This is a genomic window from Amycolatopsis sp. NPDC051371, from assembly GCF_040682155.1.
Lineage (GTDB): Bacteria > Actinomycetota > Actinomycetes > Mycobacteriales > Pseudonocardiaceae > Amycolatopsis.
In genome coordinates this window covers 75,599-95,981 of the sequence record NZ_JBFBAG010000011.1, presented here as the reverse complement: position 1 = coordinate 95,981, position 20,383 = coordinate 75,599, and the positions used below count along the sequence as shown (strand labels likewise).

Genomic DNA, 20,383 nt, shown 5'->3' with positions numbered 1-20,383 from the left:
GGGCGCCGAACGCCAGGACGTCAGCGCGCCGCCGCGGCCGCGCGTTCGGCTTCCGGGGTGAAGCCACCGAAAGCGTCGACCGCCCGCCGGACGTCCTCGGACACGAGGTCGTGGTTCAGCGCGCCGGCGGCGGCCGCGCCCTGGGCCGCGGCGATGATCACGGTCGCCCGCGCGTCGACGACGTTCCCGGCCGCCCAGATTCCCGGCACGTTCGTCTTGCCCATCGGGTCGGTCTCTTGGTAACCGAGCGCGCGCATCAGCTCGTCGTGCGGGACGGTTTGCGTCCGGATGAACAGCGCCACCCGCGGCACGAACCGCGCGCCGAGCTCGAGCCCGGTGAGGTGGCCGTTTTCCCGTCGCAGGGCGGTAACGGTCCCGTCGACGACGCGGATTCCTCGCGCGTCGAGCCGTTCGCGGTCCTCTTCGGACGGTGGCGCCGTGTGCGCGAAGTACACGACGTCCGGCGACCACTGGCGCACCAGCAGCGCGTGCTCGACGCTCGCGGGTTCGGTGCCGAGCACGCCGAGCGGCTGGTCTCGGACCTCGTAGCCGTGGCAGTAGGGGCAGGTCACCGCGTCGGTGCCCCAGCTCTCGCGCAGGCCGGGGATGTCCGGCAGTTCGTCGTGGACGCCGGTCGCGACCAGGACGCGCCGGGCGGTCAGCTCGCGGCCGCTCGCGAGCCGCGCGGTGAACCCGGGTTCGAGCGCGCTGACCTGGTCTTCGAGGAGCTCGACGCCGTAGCCGGCGAGCTCCTCGCGGCCGATCTTGAGCAGTTCGGACGGCGGCAGGCCGTCGCGGGAGAGGAAGCCGTGCATGTGCTCGGCGGGGGCGTTGCGGGGCGAGCCGCCGTCGACGACCACGACGCGCCGCCGCGCGCGGCCGAGCATCAGGGCGGCGTTCAGGCCCGCGGCCCCGCCACCCACCACCAGGACGTCATAGCTGTTTTCGGTCATGCCGCCACCATGGACCCGGCTTCGCGATTCCGACAACAAATGTTGCCGTTTCCGGGACAAGAGCGTTTCCTGGAGGCATGACGGACGCGATCACCCAGGCCCTGTCCGAGGTCGGCCCCCGGCTCAAGCGGGTCCGCACCCAGCGGCGGGTCACGCTGGCCGACCTCTCGGCCGCGACGGGCATTTCGAAGAGCACGCTGTCGAGGCTGGAGTCCGGCCAGCGCAAGCCGAGCCTCGAGCTGCTGCTGCCGATCGCCCAGGCCCACCAGGTCCCCCTGGACGAGCTGGTCGGCGCGCCCGAGGTCGGCGACCCCCGCGTCCGGCTGACGGCCCGCCGCCTCCCGCGCAGCAACGGCGCGACGATGACGGTCCTGCCGCTGACCCGCCAGCCCGGCGCGCCCCAGGCGTTCAAGATGATCCTGGAACCGGAGACGGGCGAGCCGGATCCCCAGGTCCACGAGGGTTACGAGTGGCTGTACGTCCTGTCGGGCCGGCTGAGGCTGATCCTGGCCGACCGCGACATGACGCTGGGCCCGGGCGAGGCGGCGGAGTTCGACACCAGGCTGCCGCACTGGTTCGGCGCGGTCGGCCGGCCCGCGGAGATCCTCAGCCTGTTCGGGAAGCAGGGGGAGCGGCTCCACCTGCGGGCGAAGTCCCGGTAGGGCTGGGCGGGCGGTCGCGGGCGCCGGTGAAGATCCGGTGCAGGCGCGCGGTGGCCAGCGCGTCCAACAGCCAGCCCAGGCCGAACGCGGTGATCACGTACCAGGCGGGTGACCGGCCGATCCACAGGAAGACCCCGGCGACCAGGGCCCCGGCAAGGCCCAGCGCGGCGACTCCCACGAAGGCGAGCCGGGTCGGGTGCACGGCGTTCCAGCCGGTCGAGGTGAACCACCGCCCGGGAGCCGTTTCGCGGTCCAGTTCGCGGTCCCGCCAGGCTTCCCAACGGAGGTTGCCGGACAACCGTTCGCTCAAGGAGTCCCGGACGTACCGGTGGATCAGCTTGAGGTGGAAGTCGTGCAGGAGGTAGCGGTTGCCCAGCACGTACGAGGTGAGCGGAACCACGAGGAGCAGGGCGGAGTTGGCAGCGGACGCGATCGCCAGGCTGATGATCGCGCCGGCCGAGGCGATCTGCAGGGCGAAGACGTTCCATTGGATCGTCGAGCGGCGTTCGGTCTCGCTGCGGAGCGCCGCGTACTCGGCGAGGAGGATCGCGGTGGAGCTGTCCGGACGGTCGTCCACCGGCTCATCTTCGCGTGCCGCGAACCTCCGCACCACATTCGTCGATCCTCGACCTGCTCCGGAAGCAGGGGAACCGGTTCCCCCTGCGGGCGAAGTTCCGCTGACGGTCAGTCGGCTGCCCACTCGTACGACAGCTGGTAGCGATCGGCCGCGAGCGTCATGTCGTTCATCTCGATCGGCGAGCCGTCTTCACGGTAGGCGACGCGGGTCACGGTGATCACCGGGACGCCGTCGGCCAGCTGCAGCAAGGACGCCTCGTCGGGTGTGGGCATTCGCGCGCCGACGTGCTCGACGAACGATGCCAAGCGGTGTCCGGCCTCCTCCAGCCGGGCATACGTGCCACCGACGCCGGTGTCGACCTGCTCGATCGCGGTGTCGCGGGTGAGCTCGCGAGGGAGCCGCGACACCGCGAGTTGAACCACCAGCCCGTCGGCGCGCATCACCCGGTCTCTCACCGTGACGTCGGAGCCCGGCTCGATCGCGAGGTACCCGGAGACGCGATCGTCGGCTTCCTCGAAGCGGACCTTCACCGATGTCGACGGAGTGAATCCCTGCGCCGCAGCGTCGGCGAGGAACGCGCCACGGTTGCGCTCGCGCGCTTCACGGGAGAGGCGCGAACGAGCGATGCGCCGGATGCTCGCCGGTGGGCGGACGAAGACGCCGCGACCGTGCTCGGAGGTGACGAGGCCCTCGGCGCGAAGCAAGTTGACCGCATCGCGCACGGTCGGCCGCGAGACCCCGTAGCTGTCCACCAGATCGCGTTCACTGGGCAGTTGCTCGCCTGGCGAGAACCGGCCGGACGCGATCTTTTCGCGCAGATCGGCGGCGACCTGCCGAAACGCCGGGACTCCACTTCTGCGGTCAACCATGTGGCCATCCTTCCACTGGGTAACTCGTCTTGACCAGTTGAGCCGACTGTGTCAGATTACTGGTAATGACGTCCTTACCAGTGGAGAGGGCACCGGTATCGGAACTTCGACGGTCGGTGGCACTGCCCGGGTCATCCGGCTGCGGGCGCTGAACAGATCGGGGAGACGGGTATGACCGTGATCGCTGAACAGCTCGACAGCCGGGAACTCGTCGACGAGGACCTGTTCGACCGGTTGGTGGACCGGATCGTCGCGCAGGAGTCCACGACGCGCGAGTTCGCCGAGCGCGTCATGGAACAGGCGCTGGCTTTCCTGTACGCGTGTGCCGGCGACCGTGATGAGCCGTTGTCGCCGTCCGCGACGGTCGATATCGGCTGGCACGTGTTCATCCTCTACACCAAGGAGTACGCGGATTTCTGCCGGCGCGTCGCAGGTCGCTTCATCCACCACGTCCCGAATGACTGTCGTACGGCAGGCGATCCGGGTGATGAGATGTCGCGGACGGTCGCGGCGATCGCCGCCACGGGGCTCACCGTGGACCCGGAGCTGTGGTTGACTCTGACAGCCCAGTGCAACGACGGCGATGACGGCTGCCGAGCTTCGGGCAAGGACGGCAACGAAAACACGGATACCAACGGCAAGTAGAGCAAGGGCGATGCTGCGGTATCACTGGGAGGACCTGCCGGACTCGGTCCGCCGAGAGGTCCAAGACGAGCTCGGAACCATCGTCCGGGCTGTTCCGGTCCCAGAGGGGCAGAGCTGCAGCGCCGCGCTCGCGCTGTACCGCGACGAACTGCCACCGGTGTTCCTCAAGGGTGTGCACGGCGTCTCGCGCGAGATGCGCTGGCTGCGGAACGAGATCTCCAGCGCGAAGAGGGTGCGGGGAATCGCGCCGGCCGTGGCCTTTCACCGCGATATCGACGACTGGCTGATCGCCGCGTTCGAATATGTCGGGGGACGTCCGGTGAGCCTTGCGCCGGGCTCACCGGACCTGCCCGCGGTCGCCTCGGCGCTCGACCGGATCGGAGCCATCCGGGCGCCGGAGCTGAAGTCGTTGGGCGAGCGCTGGAAGACTTCGTGGTGGCAGCGGGTCGCCGAAGAGAAGCCACATGTGCTGAACGGATGGCGACTCGATGAGCTGACAGCGTGGGAACGCCACGTGCCCGAAGTGCTGATCGGCGACCACCTGCTCCACACCGATCTTCACGAGGACCAATTCGTCGTCACTTCGGGCGGCGACATCCGTGTCGTCGACTGGGGGTGGCCGGCATCGGGTGCGCCGTGGGTCGATCCGGCCTTTCTCGTCCTGCGGCTCATCGGCGCAGGACACCCACCGGACGCGGCCGAAGCGTGGGCGCGGGCACACACGCGGTGGGCACTCGCGTCGGTTGAAGAAATCACCACCTTTGCCGTGTATGTGGCCGGTCTCTGGACGTACCGCGCGACCACCGAAAGCCTCGCGCAGCTCGCCCGCAACTACGCGAACTGGCGTCTGGGAGGGACGTCTTCCTGATCCTCAGAAGCCGATGGCTTCCCGCAGCAACAGAACCGTCGCCCGCCCCGGCCGCGGTTCCCCGTTGAGGACCAAGACCCGGTTGACCGCACTCGGCCACCCATGGACCTCCTGCGTACGGACGCTCTCCAGCGGCAGGCAGTGCTCCTCGATACGGCGCAATGCCGTCTCCAAATCGGGCACCACCTTCTGTGCCCCGACCACCCAGATCGCCCGGCCGGCGCCGCCCGCGTAGGCGGGCAGCTGGCTGCCGCTGCCCGAGGCGGCCACGAGTGAGCCGGTCTCGGTGACCGCGGCGACGCTGCCGACGACCACGTCGGGGCTTGCGAGCAGCCGCCGGATCTCGTCGGCGCCGGTCGCGCGGTCGATCGCCAGGACGAGCGGTTTGACGGCCTGGTACCGCCCGCCCGTGTTGATGTCCGCGTCGATCCCGGACAGCCGCAGCGTTTCGCTGGCCCCGGTGAACACACTGGCTCCTTCGGGGATCAGCGAGGCGACGCGGGTCCGCGCGGCCGCGGCGTCGTCGAGGACCTCCACGGCGAACCCGTGGGCGGTCAGCGCGGCGGCCGCCCGCTCCAGGCGCTCGGCGGCCGCCGGGTCGGTGAAGGGGGTGACCGGCAACTGGGTGGTCATGATGGCTCCTGGCGTGGTCGGATCGGTTTCCCGGGTACGACAACGCAGCCACCCGGAATGTGAGGCCTCACATTCGAGGCCGCTGCCTTGTCGTATGGGTGACGAAGGGAGAACCATGGACGCGCTCATGAGCGAGCGGCGCAGGCTGCTCAACCTCGCGTACCGGCTCCTGGGCTCCCTCGCCGAGGCCGAGGACGCCGTCCAGGAGGCCTACGCCCGCTGGTTCGCGTTGCCGAAGGTGCAGCAGGACGCCATCGTGTCCCCGGGCGCCTGGCTGACGACGGTCACCGGCCGCATCTGCCTGAACCTGCTGGGCTCGGCACGGGTCCGCCGCGAAACCTACGTCGGCGAATGGATCCCCGAGCCGGTGCCCGAAGATGCCGGAGACGACCCGGCCGACCGCGTCACCCTGGACGAGTCGGTCAGCATGGCCTTCCTCGTCGTGCTCGAGGCGATGACCCCCGCCGAGCGCGTCGCGTTCATCCTGCACGACGTTTTCTGCCACTCCTTCGCCGAAGTCGCCGAGATCGTCGGACGCACGCCGGCCGCGTGCCGCCAGCTGGCGTCCTCGGCCCGGCGCCGCATCCGCGCGTCGCACGATCCCGCGACTCCGGTGGCCCGGCAGGCGGGGATCGTCCGGGAGTTCAAGCGGGCGTGGGAAGCGAAGGACATCGACGCCCTGATCGGCCTGCTCGACCCCGGCGCCACCGCGACCGCCGACGGCGGCGGCCTCGCCATCGCCTTCCCGCACCCCATCGAGGGCGGCGAGCGGATCGCGCACGCCTGGATCGAGCTGGCCGGCCGGAAGCCCGCCACCATGGAGTTCGCGGAGCGCACGGTCAACGGCCGGCCCGGCCTGGTCGCCCGGCACGACGGCGCGATCGTGACGGTGTTCGCGTTCGAAGTCGCCGACGATCGGATCAAGCACATCTGGGTCGTCCGCAACCCCGAGAAACTCCGTCGCTGGACGGACTAGGGAAGCTCCGCCGGCAGGCCGAAGCCCGCGTACATCGCGGGGTCGAGGAAGCCGATGATCTCCACGATCCGGTCGCCGCGCAGCGTCAGCACGTTCACGCAGCCGATGCGGAACACGCCGTCCGGGTGACGCTGGTAGCACGCGAACGCGACCTGGCCGGCGGCCCGGACCGGCACCAGCCGCCACGGCGTGGCGAACACGCTGCCGGACAGGAAGCGGGCGACGTCGTCGCGGCCGTCGAACCACGCGGGCAGCGGCGGCATCGTGAAGCGGGCGTCCTCGGCGAGCAGGTCGAGCAGCGCCGGGACGTCCGCGCGTTCCCACGCCGCGACGAAGTCCGCCACCAGCGCGCGTTCCGCGTCCTCGCCGAGGGCGCGCAGCGTGGCCTGCTGGCTCTGCGACGGCATCCGCTGGTCGAGGGTCTTGCGCGCCCGTTGCAGCGCGCTGTTCACCGAAGCGACCGACGTGTCGAGCACTTCGGCGACTTCCGCGGCGGAGAACGCGAGCACCTCGCGCAGGATCAGCACGGCCCGCTGGGTGCCGGGCAGGTGCTGCAACGCGGCGATGAACGCCAACTCGACGCTTTCGCGGAGTTCGAAGCGGCGCTGCGGGTCCCAGTCGTCCTCGGGGTAGGGCTCGACGTACGCCTCGCCGTCGACGGGCTCGGCGAGCGCGTCACCGGGGTTCGCCGCCGGGTGGCGATCGCGCGGCATCAGGCGTTGCGGGCGCTGCTTGATCAGCCGCAGGCACGCGTTCGTGGCGATCCGGTAGAGCCACGCGCGCACCGAGCTGCGTCCCTCGAACCCGGCCAGCCCGCGCCACGCGCCGAGCAGCGCCTCCTGCAGCGCGTCTTCCGCGTCGTGCAGGGCGCCGAGCAGCCGGTAGCAGTGGGCGCGCAGCTCGCTCTGGTAGGGCCGCACGAGCCGGTCGAACGCGCCGCGGTCTTCACGCCGGGCCGCTTCGAGGAGGTCGGCTTCGGTGTCCATGCCCCGCATCCTGCCCGACGGTCAGCCGAGTTCGCGCTGCATCAGGAGGGTGTCGAGCCACCGGCCGTGCTTGAACCCGACCCGCCGCAGCACGCCCGCGTCGATGAACCCGGCGGCGCGGTGCAGGTTCCGCGAGGCGGGGCTACCGGAGTCGACGACGACCGCGATCGCCTGCCGGGCACCCGCGTCGGCGCACTGCTTGAGCAGCTCGTCCAGCAGCCGCCGGCCGTGTCCGCGACCGGCGGCTTCGGGCGCGAGGTAGATGGTCGTCTCGACGGTGTGCCGGTAGGCGGGTTTCGGCCGCCACGGCGCGGCGAGCGCGAACCCCCGGACTTTGGTGCCGGCCAGGACGAGGAACGGCAAATCGCTCTCGCGAACCTTTGCGTGCCACTGGTCCGGGGTCGGCGGAGTGGTTTCGAAGGTGACGACCGAGCCGGTGGCGTACGGCGCGAAGACGGCCGCGATGCCGTCGGCGTCGGCCTCGATCGCCGGCCTGATTTCCTCTATAGTGGACACACTGCGTATTATAGTGGAATGATCGATCCGGTGAACCTGGGCCGTCGCCTGCACGCGTTGCGGACGGACCGTGGCCTGGCGTTGAGCGCGCTGGCCCGCGAAGCCGGGGTGAGCGTGAGCATGCTGTCGGCGATCGAGCGCGGCGAGAAGACCCCGACGGTGGTGGTGTTGTCGCGCATCGCCGACGGGCTTCGTCTTTCTCTGTCCCGGTTGCTGGCCGACCTGGAGACGGACCGGGTGATCGTCCGCCGCGCGGAGGAGCAGGACCACGTCGCCGAGCCGGGCGGCTGGCACCGCACGGTCCTGACGCCGGTCGTGCCGGGCGTCAACTTCGAGTGGATCCGCACGACTTTGCCGCCGCGGTGCGACGCCGGGACTTTCCCCGCGTACGCGCCGGGTTCCCACGAGTTCGTCGCGGTGGAGTCGGGCACGTTGTGGCTGGGTGTCGGCTCGGCGGAGTACGTGCTGAAGGCGGGGGATTCGGTCTACTTTCCCGCCGACGCACCGCATTCGTACGCGAATCGGAGTGACGAGCCGTGCGAGTACCACGTCGCCGCGCTCGTGATGCGACCGCGAACGGGCCGTGTTCAGTAACCCCGCGGCCGGCTGAGGACGGCACCGAGTGTCGTTTTAGGGGAAATCCCGCACGCGTAGTCGACCGAGAGCCGCATGAGGGGGTTACCCGCATCCCGGACGTGCAGGTCCAGGCCGACGTGAATGACGGCTTCGGCCCGGTCCTGAGCCGACATCCGCAGGTAGTCCTCGCACGTCGAGTCCGCCGAGATCGGCGCACCCAAGATCTTGACGACGAAGAACACCCCGATGGCCAGGCCGACGACCAGCAGCACGGCCCCGAGCCGGATGAGCGTGCGATCGGTGTCGCGCTCCGGCGCCGGTGTGTAGCGGTGGGTCCAGGCGATCGAAGCGGTGTCCCGCACCGGGACGACGGCGGCCGGGACGTCGGCGGCCGGAGCCTCGGCGGGCTCGCTCAGGCCGAGTGCCTTGACGAGCGCAGGGGCGAGGCGTTCGTCGTCGTCGAGCGTCCGCGTCAGCAGCGCCGTCGCGTGGTGGCGGACGTCGCTGTCGCCCGGATTCCGCCGCAGATCCCCGATGACGGGCGTGTCGATGCCGCACGCCGACCTGACCACCGCGACGATCTCCGCCACCGTCCGCGACGCCTGCTCCGAGACCAGCACTCCTGAGCGGGCCGCGCGGAAGTGGTCGGCGATGGCGACGACGGTCGCCTCCGCGAGTTCGCTGTGGTCCATGACATCGCTCCAAATCGGCCGGTGACAGCGCCCAGAGTCGTCGGCGACGGTCCTGTTGTTACGGCAGTACCGACGGAAAACCGGATGACACCACGACCTTCGCCGTGGCACCCTGCGGATCATGTTCCCCGTGTCCGATAGCGCGACGCTCGCAGGCTCGTCCCTGCCGAGCGCCCTTTCGGCACGGCTGCTTTCGGTCCTGCACAGCGGCGCTCGAAGCTGACCCTTCCCCGATTCCCTGTCACACGCGCGGAACCGCCGGGGGAGGGTCGACGCGCTCTCCGGTTCCGCGCCGTCTTTTTCCGCAAGCACAGGGAAATCCCATGACCAAGCAGCAGTACGTGCGCACCAAGCCGCACCTCAACATCGGCACGATGGGCCACGTCGACCACGGCAAGACCACCCTCACCGCCGCCATCACCAAGGTCCTCGCCGAGCGCGGTGGAGCCAACCGCTACGTCGCCTTCGACCGCATCGACCGCGCGCCGGAGGAGATCGAGCGCGGCATCACCATCAACATCGCGCACGTCGAGTACGAGACGCCGACCCGGCACTACGCGCACGTCGACATGCCGGGCCACGCCGACTACGTCAAGAACATGATCACCGGCGCGGCCCAGCTGGACGGCGCCGTCCTCGTGGTTTCGGCGCAGGACGGTGCGATGCCGCAGACGCGTGAGCACGTCGTGCTGGCACGCCGGATCGGCGTCGAGCACCTCGTGGTCGCGCTCAACAAGGCCGACCTCGCCGACGACGAGGACCTGCTCGACCTGGTCGAGCTCGAGGTCCGCGAGCTGCTGACCCGCTACGGGTTCGACGGCGACACCGTGCCGGTCGTCCGCGTGTCCGGGCTGCGCGCGCTCGACGGCGACCCGCTGTGGACGCAGCGGATCCTCGACCTCCTCGAGGCCGTCGACGAGCACGTGCCGATCCCGCCGCGGCGGCTCGACCTGCCGTTCCTCATGCCGATCGAGAACGTCCTGACCATCACCGGCCGCGGCACCGTCGTGACCGGCGCGGTGGAGCAGGGCACCCTCGCGGTCGGCGACGCGGTCGAGGTGATCGGGCTCGGGCCGGCCGTCGCGAGCGTGGCCACCGGGCTCGAGACGTTCGGCAAGCCGATGGAGCGAGCCGAAGCGGGCGACAACGCCGCGGTGCTGCTGCGCGGGGTGAAGCGCGGCGAGGTCCGGCGCGGGCAGGTCGTCTGCCTGCCGGGCAGCGTCCGGCCGCACACGCGGTTCCGCGCGGACGTCCACGTGCTGTCGGCCGCGGAAGGTGGCAGGCGGACGCCGTTCGCGGCGAACTACCGGCCGCAGTTCCACTTCCGCACCAGCGACGTCGTCGGGGTGGTCGCCCTCGCCGAGGGCGTCGCGGTGGTCCGGCCGGGTGAGGCGGCTTCGCTGACGGTGGAGCTCGGCCAGCCGGTCGCGATGAGCCCGGGTCTCGGGTTCGCCATGCGCGAAGGCCGGCTCACGGTGGCCGCGGGCAGCGTCCGCGAGGTGCTGGACTGAAGATCAAGCTCGCCCCTGCCCCGGTGGGGGCGAGCTTGACTCATCCGATCATTTGCTCCTAGCCTGATGACGCGCATTCCCGATCCGCCGTCGGAAACACCGCGCAGTGTTTCCGCCGTGGCGAGAAAAGGAAGCTTTCATGGGCGAAGCGTTCAGCCGCCGTCGCGCGGTCACCTGGGGAGCAGCGGCGGGCGCCGCGCTCCCATTCATCGGATCTCCGGCCGTCGCGGCGGAGGACGGTGCGGCGGGCCGGTTCTTCGACGTCACGAAGTTCGGCGCGAAGGGTGACGGGCGCACCATCGACACCGCCGCGATCAACCGCGCGATCGACGCGGCCGCGACCCGCGGCGGGACCGTGTACTTCCCGGCCGGGACGTACGCGAGCTATTCGATCCACCTCAAGAGCAACGTGGCGCTGTACCTCGCGGCGAACGCGACGATCCTCGCGGCCGCCCCGGCCGGCGGCAAGGGCTACGACCCGGCCGAGCCGGGCGCGGGCAACCCGTACCAGGACTTCGGGCACAGCCACTGGCACAACAGCCTGATCTGGGGCGAGAACCTGGAGAACGTCACCATCGAGGGGCCGGGCAAGATCGACGGCAAGGGGCTCGTCGCCGGCGGCAGCGCGGAGTCGGCCCCGCTCAACGGCAACAAGGCGATCGCGCTCAAGCTGTGCCGCAACGTCGCGATCCGCGACATCACGATCGTCAACGGCGGGCACTTCGGCATCCTGCCGACCGGCGTCGACAACTTCCGCATCGACGGCCTGGTGATCGACACCAACCGCGACGGCATCAACATCGACTGCTGCAAGAACGTCCGGATCGCCAACACGACGGTGAACTCGCCGAACGACGACGCGATCGTGCTGAAGAGCTCGTACGCGCTGAACCAGGTGCGGGACACGGAAAACGTGACCATCGACAACTGTTTCGTCAGCGGCTACGACCTCGGCACCCTGGTCGACGGGACGTTCAAGACGTCGTCGTACGGGCGCACCGGCCGCGTCAAGTTCGGCACCGAGGCCAACGGCGGGTTCCGCAACATCGCGATCTCCAACGTGGTCTTCGAGTACTGCCGTGGCCTGGCGCTGGAGACGGTCGACGGCGGGTGGCTGGAGGACGTGACGATCAGCAACCTGACGATGCGCAAGGTCCAGATGCCCCTGTTCTTGAGGCTGGGCGCGCGCATGCGAGGTCCGGCGGGCATCCCGGTCGGATTCCTGCGCCGGGTGAGCATCAGCGACGTGACGACGTTCGACGCGGATCCGCGGTATCCGTCGTGCATCGCGGGCATCCCGGGCCACCCGATCGAGGACGTGAAGCTGAGCAACATCCGCCACCACCTGGCGGGCGGCCTCACCCCGGGCGACGCGGTCCAGAACCCACCGGAGCTGGAAACGGCTTACCCGGAGCCGTCGATGTTCGGCACGCTGCCGGCGTACGGGTTCTTCATCCGCCACGCGCAGGGGATCAGCCTGGACAATGTGGACGTCCGATTCGGAGCGCCCGACACGCGCCCGGCGTTCGTGGCCCGGGACGTGGCGGATCTGGACGTGCACCATTGCCGTGCGGAGGCGGGAACCCCGACGTTCGTGTTGGACGGAGTGGACGACTTCCGGGTGAGCGACAGTCGCCCGGTGGGGGAGGCGCGGGTGGAGCACGCGGACCACCAGGAGCTGTAGGACCGGCCGGCCGGGTCCCGCCGCCGCCGCGGGACCCGGCCGGTGTTTTTCGGTTTCGCCAGCTTCTCCCCCCGGCGCCGCCCGTGCCGAACTCAGCGCCCGCGAAGCCGCGGCCGCGCCAACCCGACGGTCGCGAGGACGATCAACGCCACCGCCGCCACGGCCGCGATCACCGAAAACACCGGGACCCGCGCGTCCGTCCTCGTCAACGTGAGGATGCTCGACAACAGCAACACCGCCCCCACTCCCAAGTTCAGCCAGCACAACGGTGCCGTGCTCGGGATGACATGCCAACGCCGCTCGGCCATCGGACCTCCTCCGTCGGGATCTCTTCCCCGATCTGCCCCGAACGGGTGTCGATCAAACCGAGCTGCCGCGAACCTGCGAAGCCGATGAGCCGACGTTCCACTGGCCGGAACACCGGACTGTCCCGGCCACGCGCGGCGGTGCGACTGTCGGAGGCATGGCTCCCGTTATGGCGGCGATCGTCGGCCCCGGCAACATCGGCACCGATCTGCTGGCGAAGCTGCGACACAGTGAAGTTCTCGAAGTCGGTTACGTGGTCGGCGTGGTCGAGTCCGACGGGCTCGAGCGCGCCCGCGCGCAGGGGATCTCGGCGTCCGCCGAGGGCGTCGACTGGCTGCTGCGCCAGGATCCCCTGCCGGAAATCGTGTTCGAGGCGACGTCGGCCAAGGCGCACGCGGCCAACGCCCCGCGGTACGAGGCCGCCGGCATCCAGGCGATCGACCTGACGCCGGCACACCTCGGCCCGATGGTGTGCCCGCCGGTGAACCTCGGCGCGCACCTCGACGCGCCGAACGTCTCGATGATCACCTGCGGTGGCCAGGCCACGATCCCCATGGTGCACGCGGTTTCCCGCGTGACGCCGGTGCCGTACGCGGAGATCGTCGCGTCGGTGGCCTCGCGCGGCGCGGGTCCGGGGACGCGCGCCAACATCGACGAGTTCACGCGCACGACGTCGCAGGCGGTCGCCGAGATCGGCGGCGCCGGGCGCGGCAAGGCGATCATCATCCTCAACCCGGTCGAGCCGCCGATGATCATGCGGGACACCGTGTTCTGCGCGATCGGGCTCGACGCCGACCGCGACGCGATCACCGCGTCCGTCCACGAGATGGTCGACGAGGTCCGGAAGTACGTCCCGGGTTACGCGCTGCGTGCGGACCCGCAGTTCGACGACGCGCGCGAGGAGTGGGACGGCAACGCGCGGGTCGGGATCTTCCTCGAGGTCCGCGGCAACGGCGACTACCTGCCGGAGTACGCCGGAAACCTCGACATCATGACCGCCGCGGCCGCCCGGGTGGGCGAGCTGATGGCGCGCGCGAAGCAGGAGGTGTCCGCATGACTCGCCCGGAACTGAAGCACGACGTCCGGATCGTCGACACGACGCTGCGCGACGGCAGCCACGCGATGGCCCACCGCTTCACGGAGGAGCAGGTGCGCGACACCGTGCGCGCGCTCGACCGCGCCGGCGTCGAGGTGATCGAGGTGACCCACGGCGACGGCCTCGGCGGCTCGTCGTTCACGTACGGGTTCTCGGCCGTCGACGAGCTCAAGCTGATCGCCGCGGCGCGCGAAGAGGCGAAGCAGGCGAAGATCGCCGTGCTGCTCGTACCGGGCATCGGCACGGCGGAGGACCTTCGGCGCGCCTTCGACGCGGGCGCGGAGATGGTGCGGGTGGCGACGCACTGCACCGAGGCCGACGTCTCGCCGCAGCACTTCGGGCTTGCGCGTGAGCTCGGCATGGAGACCGCCGGGTTCCTCATGATGGCGCACCGGACGCCGCCGGAAGACCTCGCCAAGCAGGCGCGGATCATGGTCGACGCGGGCTGCCAGGCGGCGTACGTGACGGACTCGGCCGGCGCGCTGCTGATGCACGAAGCCCGCGCGCGCTTCGAAGCGCTGGTCGCCGAAGTCGGCGACACCGCCTGGGTCGGCTACCACGGTCACCAGAACCTCTCGCTCGGCGTCGCGAACTCCGTCTTGGCGTACGAAGCCGGAGTCCGCTACATCGACGGGTCGCTCTGCGCGCTCGGCGCGGGCGCGGGGAACTCCCCGACGGAAGTCCTCGCGGCGGTGTTCGACCGCCTGGGCATCGCCACCGGCCTCGACGTCGGCGCCCTGCTCGACGGGGCGGAGGAGGTCGTCCGCCCGTACCTGAACCGCTGGCCGAAGATGGACCGCAACGCGATCGTGCAGGGCTGGGCCGGGGTGTACTCGAGCTTCCTGCTGCACGCCGAGCGCGCGGCGGAGCGCTACGGCGTCCCGGCGCAGGCCATCCTGCGCCGCTGCGGGGAGCTCGCGCTGGTGGGTGGCCAGGAGGACATGATCATCGACGTCGCGGTCCAGCTGGCGGCGGAGGGGTAGGCAACCGGCCGCGGGGTTTGTGCGTGGGCAGGGCATGACGACGAGAGCCGACGAGGCCTGGACGGACACGCTGCCGGACAGCGTGTGTCGCCGTGACCTCCGCGCGGCGTCGCCGTTCCCGGAGGTACCCCGGGCGTTCTTCGGCCTACGCTGCGTGGACAGGAGAACCGGCGTGAAAGCGACTTTCGGCGGGCTGCTCAAAGTCTGGCTCGTGGCAGGCTACCTGGTCGTGCTGAGTGGGGTGATTCCCGTGCTCGGCGCGGTCGGCTAGCGCGCGAAGCGATCCAGCGCCGCGAGCTTCCAGTCGCGCTTGACGTCGCTGGCGCGATGCCCGGCGTGGTCGTCGACGAGCAGTTCCGCGCCCGGCCAAGCCTCGGCCAGCTCCCACGCCGTCGTCACCGGGCAGCTCAGGTCGAGCCGGCCGTGGATCAGCACGCCCGGGATGCCGGCGAGCCGTCCGGCGTCCCGGATCACCGCGCCTTCCGCCAGCCAGCCCGCGTTCGCGTAGTAGTGCGTCGTGAGCCGGACGAACGCGAGCGTGGCGGCGTCGACCTGCTCGTCGCGAACCGGGGGAGCGCCGGGCTCGAGGGACAGCACGACGTTCTCCCAGCGCCACCACGCGGCCGCGGCCCGGTCGCGGACCGCCGGGTCGGGATCGCCCATGAGTCCTGCGTACGCGGCGACGTCGTCGGCGGCACCCAGGCTGAACCGAGCCCATTCTTCGGGGAAGAAGCGGCCGACGCCGCGGTAGAGCCAGTCGATCTCCGACCGGCGTGTGGTGCTGATCGCGCTCACCACGATTTCCGTGACCCGTTCGGGGAAGCGTTCGGCGTACACCAGCGCGAGGGTCGTGCCCCACGAGCCGCCGGTCACCAGCCAGCGGTCGATGCCGAGGTGCTCGCGCAGCTTCTCCAGATCGGCCACCAGGTGGTCGGTGGTGTTGTGCCGCAGGTCCGCCGCGGGGTCACTCACGTGCGGCGTGCTCCGGCCGCAGCCGCGCTGGTCGAGCAGCACCACCCGGTAGCGGGCCGGGTCGAACATCCGGCGCATGCCCGGCTTGCTGCCCTGGCCCGGTCCGCCGTGCAGCACGACCGCGGGTTTGCCATCGGGGTTCCCGCTGGTCTCCCAGAAGATCCGCTGTCCGTCGCCGACGTCGAGCAGACCTTGGTCGTAGGGCTCGGTCAACGGGTACATCTCGGGCATCGCGCGTGTCCACCTTCGGTCAATGGCCGGAACAGACCGGTCCGCCGCACGGCGCCGGCCGCCAGAATCGGTTCCGGCCGGTGATCATGCCGGACCGCACCCACATCTTCCGAGGGGATTTCGATGAAACGCAGGATCTTCGCCGCGGCCGTGGCCTGCGCGGCCACGTTCGCGGGGCTGCTCGGCACCGCCGGAGCGGCGCAGGCGGCGACGTCGGTGACGTTCGCCCCGCGCACGGTGACCTCGCCGCACGACCACCAGTACGTCGCGCAGCTCGGTTCGGTGCAGCTGTCGATGACGGCGACCCAGACCGCGTACGTCTACTCGACGCTGCGGGCGAACAACGCGTCGAACACGACGCTGATCGACAACGAGGTCCGCTGCTCGAGCACGAGCGGCTGGACGAAGAACGAGGTGCTCGGGCAGAACGTCCTGATCGCGAGCGCCAACGCGCCGGCGTCGCTGCGGGACATCGGCGTCACGACCCGGTTCCTCGTGCACCCGGGCGCGGCCGGCACCGTCACCTGCACGACGTACCTGCGCAGCGCGAACCTCGGCCTGGGCAACTCGACGGTGAACCTGGCGAGCGGTGAGCTGAAGTTCGCTGACACCAGCGTCGCGAACACGACGGCGGGCACGCCGCCGCAGGCCGACGACGGCGACACGCCGACCGGGCGCGTCATCGCGCTGAACTCGTCGGCGCCGACGGTCCGCGAGCCGGCGACCGAGGTCTTCGAGACAGCGCCCGTGACCGGGCTGAGCGTGTTCGGCGACCAGGAACTCATGGCCTGCTACCCGGAACCGGCGAACTACGACTGCCCGGTGAACAGCATGACGGCGCGGGTGACGCTGTTCGTCAACCAGTGGAAGGCCGACGGCACGCTGTGCAAGTCGGACTCGTCCGCGAGCGTTACGGCGGTCGTCCGCCGCGACGTCCACCACATGGTGGTCCCGCTGAACACGCACTTCGCGGCGGCGACGGGCAACGGCTGCGTGCCGAAGTTCAACTTCTACGTGAAGACGGACTGGCTGAGCGGCTCGACGGGCGCGGTGCAGATGGCGGCGAGCGGCCTGCCGGACGCGGCGGGCTCGCCCTCGACGCACAACGACGCGATGAGCCACGCCTTCGCGGTCGCTTACTGATCCGAAAAAGGGGCGCGCCGGACTTCCCGGCGCGCCCCTTCTCGGTGTCAGGCGGGTTCGCCGAACCACCGGCGCAGCGCGGTTTCCAGGCCGGTCGTCGCGCCGTCTTCCCGGGCCCAGGCGATGTGCCCGTCCGGCCGGATCAGCACGCCGGTGAGCGACGGCTCGCTGTCGCACTTGGCGGTCAGCGTGGTGACGCGGCCGGCCCAGCCACCGGCGGTTTCGCGGAGTCCGGCGTTGTCGGCGAGGTCGAGCAGGAGCGCCCGCCCGTCCTGGAGGTGCTCGCCGAGGCGGGTGCCGTCGGCGAACGCGAAGTCGGGCGCGCCGCGGCCGGTGAGGTCGTGCTCGCCCTCGATCGGGTACCGGTGCAGGACGCCGGAGAGCTTCTTGGCCAGGTACGTCGCGCCGTCGTCGGTGAGCAGCAGATCGGTGACGACCTGGCGCAGCGCCCTGGTCCGGACGTCGCTGCGCATCAGCGCGACCTGCGCCCGGGTCCACTCGAGAACCCACTCGCCGATCGGGTGGCGTTCGGTGGTGTAGGTGTCGAGAAGGCCGTCGGGCGCCCAGCCGTGGATGGTCGCGGCGAGCTTCCAGCCGAGGTTGACGGCGTCGCCGATGCCGAGGTTGAGCCCCTGCCCGCCGAAGGGGGAGTGGACGTGCGCGGCGTCGCCGGCGAGGAGCACGCGGCCCTGGCGGTAGGTGGTCGCCTGCCGCGCGTTGTCGGTGAAGCGCGTCGCGCTGTGGACCTTGGTCACCCGGACGTCGGCACCGGAGACGCGCCGGAAGCTGTCTTCGAGCTCCTGCGCGGTGACCGGGGTGTCGCGGTCCACGGGCGGCCCGTCGAACTCGACGGTGAGGATCCGGCCGGGCATCGGGCCGTGGACGTAGAGTCCGCCGTTGCCGTGCTGCCAGCCGCCGGGCAGCGTGTCGGTGCCGGTGATCTCGGTGAGCGCCTGCCGCCCGGTGACGGCGGGATCGGTCCCGGGAAACTCGAACCCGGCGTGCTTCCGCACGAAGCTGCGGCCCCCGTCCGCCCCGACGAGCCACCCGGCGCTGACCTCGGTCTGGTCGCCGAGCCGCACGGTCACGCCGTCGTCATCGGCGTCGAACCCGATCACTTCGACGCCCCGCCGGACCTCGACGCCCAGCTCGGCGGCCCGTTCGGCAAGGATGGCTTCGACCGCCTGCTGCTGGATCACGACGACGTTGGCGGCGGGCCCGACATCGCGGAAGGCGGGGTCGTCGAAATGGACGCCGTGGGAGGCGACCATGATCCCCGCGAAGTGCCCGACGGGGATCGCGGGCTTCGGCCCACCACCCCCTCTTGATTTCAGGAACTCCTGGATCTTCGCGAAGTTCTGCTGCACGACGGCGTCCACCGCCGGCAGCAGGCCACGGCGGTAGAAGGCCTCGCCGGTGGTCAGGTTGACCGACCCGGCCTTGATCGTCGGATCCGGCTCGGCGAGCCGTTCGACGACGAGCACGTTCACGTCCTTGAGCCGGAGTTCGCAGGCCAGCATCAACCCGACCGGTCCGCCCCCGGAGATCACCACATCCCAGTTCATGCCTCCGATGATGCCCAGAAATTTGTACCGAGTCAAACTTTGGGCTCGGTCTATACTCTCGGCTCATGGCGGATCACGGACTGCGCGAGCGGAAGAAGCGGGCCACGCGCCAGCTGATTTCGAACGTGGCCTCGGGCCTGTTCATCGAGCGAGGCTTCGAGGAGGTGACGGTGGCAGAGATCGCCGAGGCGGCGGGCGTGTCGAAGATGACGGTGTTCAACTACTTCCCGCGGAAGGAGGATCTGTTCCTGGACCGTCATGCGGATCGGTTGGCTGAGTTGGTCGACGTGGTGCGGTCTCGTGCGGGTGGGGTCTCGGCTTGTGCTGCTCTGCGTGCGCACCAGCATTCGCTCTTGGCTGCCGGCCATCCGCTGTCGGGAGCTATCGCTGGGGGGCCTGGGTTTTGGTGGGTGCTGACTTCCAGTCCGGCGCTGATGGCTCGGTGGTATGAGCAGGAGCGGGAGATCGCGGATGCGTTCGCTGAGGTGTTCGCTGCCGAGACCGGGGATGTGTTCCGGTCCCGGATGGTGGCCGGGTTGTTGACCACCGCGATCACGTCGGTGTTTTCCCACGCCATGGGGCGGATCTTGGCCGGGGATGACGTCGAGGTGGTTCGCCGGGAGCAGGTCGGGGTGATCGATCAGGCGTTTGACCTGGCGGAGCACGGAGTGGGCGACTTCCCGGCGGCGACGGGGTGAGTTCTCCGGCCATGCGCCGTCGGCACCCTGGGGTCACCCTGCGCGAACGAGTTCCGGCGCTGGTCGCTTGGTCGAATCGGGGACCGAGTGCGGCTGTACGTTCTCGCCGTGGTGATCGGTGAACCGGGCCAGTGCCAGCACGCCACCGATGGCGAGGAGCGCGCAGAGCAGCCCGGACACAGCGACCCATCCGCTGATCGAGCTCGCTTCGCCGAGCAGCCCGACCCCGATCGCCACGGCGACGATCGGGTCCACCACGGTGATGCACGCCATCACCGTGTGTGGTGGGGCGCTGGCATATGCCTGCTGCACCAGCCAGGCGCCGAGGAGCAGCGCAAGCAGGATGGCGATCGCGGAAACGATCAGCGTGGAGAGCGGACCGCCGTGCTGGGCCTGCTGGAGCACCGCCCTGGTCAGCACCGATACCAGCCCGTAGGCCGTGGCGGCGGCGGTGGCGAACGCAAGGCCGCGTGCCCGTCCCTTTGTCATCATGGCGAGCAGGGACATGCCGACCACGCCGGCGGCGACGAGTTTGCCGGCTTGGAGGCCGGCGGAACCGCTCACCTCGGTCGGTGTGGTGTTGTTCGCCGCGATCGCCACAAAACCGGCCACACCTGCCGCGATCGCGCCGACCGCCAGCCAGCCGCGTCCGGTGAGCTTCGGCCCGCCGGCCCTGGCGGCGAACAGCGCGGTCGCACCGACCGCGAGCACGCCGACCGGCTGCACCACGATGACCGGTGCGAGGCCGAGCGCTACCGCGTGCAGGGTCCCGCCGACGATCATCACGAGCAGGCCGAGCAGCCAGCCCGACTGGCACAGCAACCGGCTGAACGAACGAAGTCGCAGCGTCGGCCCATCGTCGGCGGCTCGCAGCGTCGTGTGCACCGCCCGGTGCTGCATGTGCGCGGCCAGCGCGGCGAACACGGCGCCTGCCATGGCAAACGCGATCCCGATGATGTTCATCCGGAACCCTCCGATACGCGCCGCAACCGAGGCACTGGCATGCCACCGTCCCTGGGGCGGGGTTGAAAGTAAGTCATCTGGGCCACGGCACAAGCCTGCCCGGCTGTAGCGCCGCACGCGATCAAGGTGGCACCCCGACCGATCCTGGGGACGACCTCACCGTGCGCGGTGGAGTTTTCCCTACCGGGAGGCGCTCGGAACAGGCAGGGCCAGGTTCGTGATTCCCTATGCTGGTCAGCCGGTTGCTGTCGCCGGTGTGGTCACCATGGGTGCTGGGG

General features: G+C 70.4%; 22 protein-coding genes. 11 read left to right on the top strand and 11 right to left on the bottom strand.

All coding sequences use genetic code 11. The annotated features are described in order from the left end of the window. Positions 1-20: 20 nt before the first annotated feature. Positions 21-953: an NAD(P)/FAD-dependent oxidoreductase gene (locus AB0M59_RS16300; RefSeq protein ID WP_364615148.1), complete on the bottom strand. Its 933-nt coding sequence runs from the start codon at positions 951-953 to the stop codon at positions 21-23. 77 nt (positions 954-1,030) lie between these two features. Here AB0M59_RS16300 and AB0M59_RS16295 point away from each other — a divergent pair, with 77 nt between their 5' ends. Next, complete coding sequence (locus AB0M59_RS16295) at positions 1,031-1,615, top strand: XRE family transcriptional regulator (RefSeq protein ID WP_364615146.1); 585 nt, start codon at positions 1,031-1,033, stop codon at positions 1,613-1,615. Here the strand turns inward: AB0M59_RS16295 and AB0M59_RS16290 are convergent. Further along, the gene (locus tag AB0M59_RS16290; protein ID WP_364615143.1) at positions 1,560-2,192 is read right to left on the bottom strand and encodes a hypothetical protein; all 633 of its coding nucleotides are present in this window, start codon (positions 2,190-2,192) and stop codon (positions 1,560-1,562) included. The genes AB0M59_RS16295 and AB0M59_RS16290 overlap by 56 nt on opposite strands. Positions 2,193-2,299: 107 nt before the next feature. After that, entirely contained in the window at positions 2,300-3,061 is a 762-nt protein-coding gene (locus AB0M59_RS16285; RefSeq protein ID WP_364615140.1) for a GntR family transcriptional regulator, read from the bottom strand. Positions 3,062-3,232: 171 nt separating this feature from the next. Between AB0M59_RS16285 and AB0M59_RS16280 the strand changes: the two genes are divergently transcribed. After that, positions 3,233-3,706 (top strand): hypothetical protein, encoded by a 474-nt coding sequence (locus AB0M59_RS16280; protein ID WP_364615137.1) that lies wholly within the window; start codon positions 3,233-3,235, stop codon positions 3,704-3,706. Positions 3,707-3,716: 10 nt separating this feature from the next. Next, positions 3,717-4,574 carry a hypothetical protein gene (locus AB0M59_RS16275; protein WP_364615134.1) on the top strand — a complete coding sequence of 286 codons (858 nt, stop codon included), beginning with the start codon at positions 3,717-3,719 and terminating at the stop codon, positions 4,572-4,574. A 3-nt stretch (positions 4,575-4,577) separates the two neighbouring features. Here the strand turns inward: AB0M59_RS16275 and AB0M59_RS16270 are convergent, their stop codons facing one another. Further along, positions 4,578-5,207 carry an LUD domain-containing protein gene (locus AB0M59_RS16270; protein WP_364615131.1) on the bottom strand — a complete coding sequence of 210 codons (630 nt, stop codon included), beginning with the start codon at positions 5,205-5,207 and terminating at the stop codon, positions 4,578-4,580. Positions 5,208-5,322: 115 nt separating this feature from the next. Between AB0M59_RS16270 and sigJ the strand changes: the two genes are divergently transcribed. Beyond that, positions 5,323-6,183 (top strand): RNA polymerase sigma factor SigJ, encoded by an 861-nt coding sequence (gene sigJ, locus AB0M59_RS16265; protein WP_364615128.1) that lies wholly within the window; start codon positions 5,323-5,325, stop codon positions 6,181-6,183. Here sigJ and AB0M59_RS16260 read toward each other — a convergent pair. Then, positions 6,180-7,169: a sigma-70 family RNA polymerase sigma factor gene (locus AB0M59_RS16260; protein ID WP_364615125.1), complete on the bottom strand. Its 990-nt coding sequence runs from the start codon at positions 7,167-7,169 to the stop codon at positions 6,180-6,182. The genes sigJ and AB0M59_RS16260 overlap by 4 nt on opposite strands. Positions 7,170-7,190: 21 nt before the next feature. Next, positions 7,191-7,685 (bottom strand): N-acetyltransferase family protein, encoded by a 495-nt coding sequence (locus AB0M59_RS16255; RefSeq protein ID WP_364615122.1) that lies wholly within the window; start codon positions 7,683-7,685, stop codon positions 7,191-7,193. A gap of 18 nt (positions 7,686-7,703) precedes the next feature. Between AB0M59_RS16255 and AB0M59_RS16250 the strand changes: the two genes are divergently transcribed. Further along, positions 7,704-8,279, top strand: coding sequence for an XRE family transcriptional regulator (locus AB0M59_RS16250; protein WP_364615119.1), 576 nt, complete (start codon positions 7,704-7,706; stop codon positions 8,277-8,279). Here AB0M59_RS16250 and AB0M59_RS16245 read toward each other — a convergent pair. Next, positions 8,273-8,953: a hypothetical protein gene (locus tag AB0M59_RS16245; RefSeq protein WP_364615116.1), complete on the bottom strand. Its 681-nt coding sequence runs from the start codon at positions 8,951-8,953 to the stop codon at positions 8,273-8,275. The genes AB0M59_RS16250 and AB0M59_RS16245 overlap by 7 nt on opposite strands. Positions 8,954-9,276: 323 nt before the next feature. Here AB0M59_RS16245 and tuf point away from each other — a divergent pair, with 323 nt between their 5' ends. Both tuf and AB0M59_RS16235 read left to right on the top strand, forming a co-directional pair. After that, positions 9,277-10,464 (top strand): elongation factor Tu, encoded by a 1,188-nt coding sequence (gene tuf / locus AB0M59_RS16240; RefSeq protein ID WP_364615113.1) that lies wholly within the window; start codon positions 9,277-9,279, stop codon positions 10,462-10,464. Between the two features lie 139 nt (positions 10,465-10,603). Next, the gene (locus AB0M59_RS16235) at positions 10,604-12,148 is read left to right on the top strand and encodes a glycoside hydrolase family 28 protein (protein WP_364615111.1); all 1,545 of its coding nucleotides are present in this window, start codon (positions 10,604-10,606) and stop codon (positions 12,146-12,148) included. 92 nt (positions 12,149-12,240) lie between these two features. On the opposite strand, the gene AB0M59_RS16230 is transcribed toward AB0M59_RS16235, so the two are convergent. Further along, on the bottom strand, positions 12,241-12,456 hold the full coding sequence (locus tag AB0M59_RS16230; RefSeq protein ID WP_364615108.1) for a hypothetical protein: 216 nt from the start codon (positions 12,454-12,456) through the stop codon (positions 12,241-12,243). Positions 12,457-12,611: 155 nt separating this feature from the next. Here AB0M59_RS16230 and AB0M59_RS16225 point away from each other — a divergent pair, with 155 nt between their 5' ends. Further along, positions 12,612-13,511: an acetaldehyde dehydrogenase (acetylating) gene (locus AB0M59_RS16225; RefSeq protein WP_364615105.1), complete on the top strand. Its 900-nt coding sequence runs from the start codon at positions 12,612-12,614 to the stop codon at positions 13,509-13,511. Continuing rightward, positions 13,508-14,533, top strand: a complete 1,026-nt coding sequence (gene dmpG, locus AB0M59_RS16220) for a 4-hydroxy-2-oxovalerate aldolase (protein WP_364615102.1) — start codon at positions 13,508-13,510, stop codon at positions 14,531-14,533. The genes AB0M59_RS16225 and dmpG overlap by 4 nt, the downstream gene beginning before the upstream one ends. A gap of 267 nt (positions 14,534-14,800) precedes the next feature. On the opposite strand, the gene pip is transcribed toward dmpG, so the two are convergent. Then, positions 14,801-15,736: a prolyl aminopeptidase gene (pip, locus tag AB0M59_RS16215; RefSeq protein ID WP_364615099.1), complete on the bottom strand. Its 936-nt coding sequence runs from the start codon at positions 15,734-15,736 to the stop codon at positions 14,801-14,803. Between the two features lie 123 nt (positions 15,737-15,859). Here pip and AB0M59_RS16210 point away from each other — a divergent pair, with 123 nt between their 5' ends. Then, positions 15,860-16,879, top strand: a complete 1,020-nt coding sequence (locus AB0M59_RS16210; RefSeq protein WP_364615097.1) for a hypothetical protein — start codon at positions 15,860-15,862, stop codon at positions 16,877-16,879. 47 nt (positions 16,880-16,926) lie between these two features. Here the strand turns inward: AB0M59_RS16210 and AB0M59_RS16205 are convergent, their stop codons facing one another. Beyond that, positions 16,927-18,444: an FAD-dependent monooxygenase gene (locus AB0M59_RS16205; protein ID WP_364615094.1), complete on the bottom strand. Its 1,518-nt coding sequence runs from the start codon at positions 18,442-18,444 to the stop codon at positions 16,927-16,929. Between the two features lie 65 nt (positions 18,445-18,509). Between AB0M59_RS16205 and AB0M59_RS16200 the strand changes: the two genes are divergently transcribed. Next, the gene (locus tag AB0M59_RS16200) at positions 18,510-19,142 is read left to right on the top strand and encodes a TetR family transcriptional regulator (RefSeq protein ID WP_364615091.1); all 633 of its coding nucleotides are present in this window, start codon (positions 18,510-18,512) and stop codon (positions 19,140-19,142) included. Between the two features lie 33 nt (positions 19,143-19,175). Here the strand turns inward: AB0M59_RS16200 and AB0M59_RS16195 are convergent, their stop codons facing one another. Beyond that, a complete protein-coding gene (locus tag AB0M59_RS16195; protein WP_364615089.1) occupies positions 19,176-20,105 on the bottom strand; it encodes a DMT family transporter in 930 nt (309 codons plus the stop codon). Positions 20,106-20,383 lie beyond the last annotated feature (278 nt).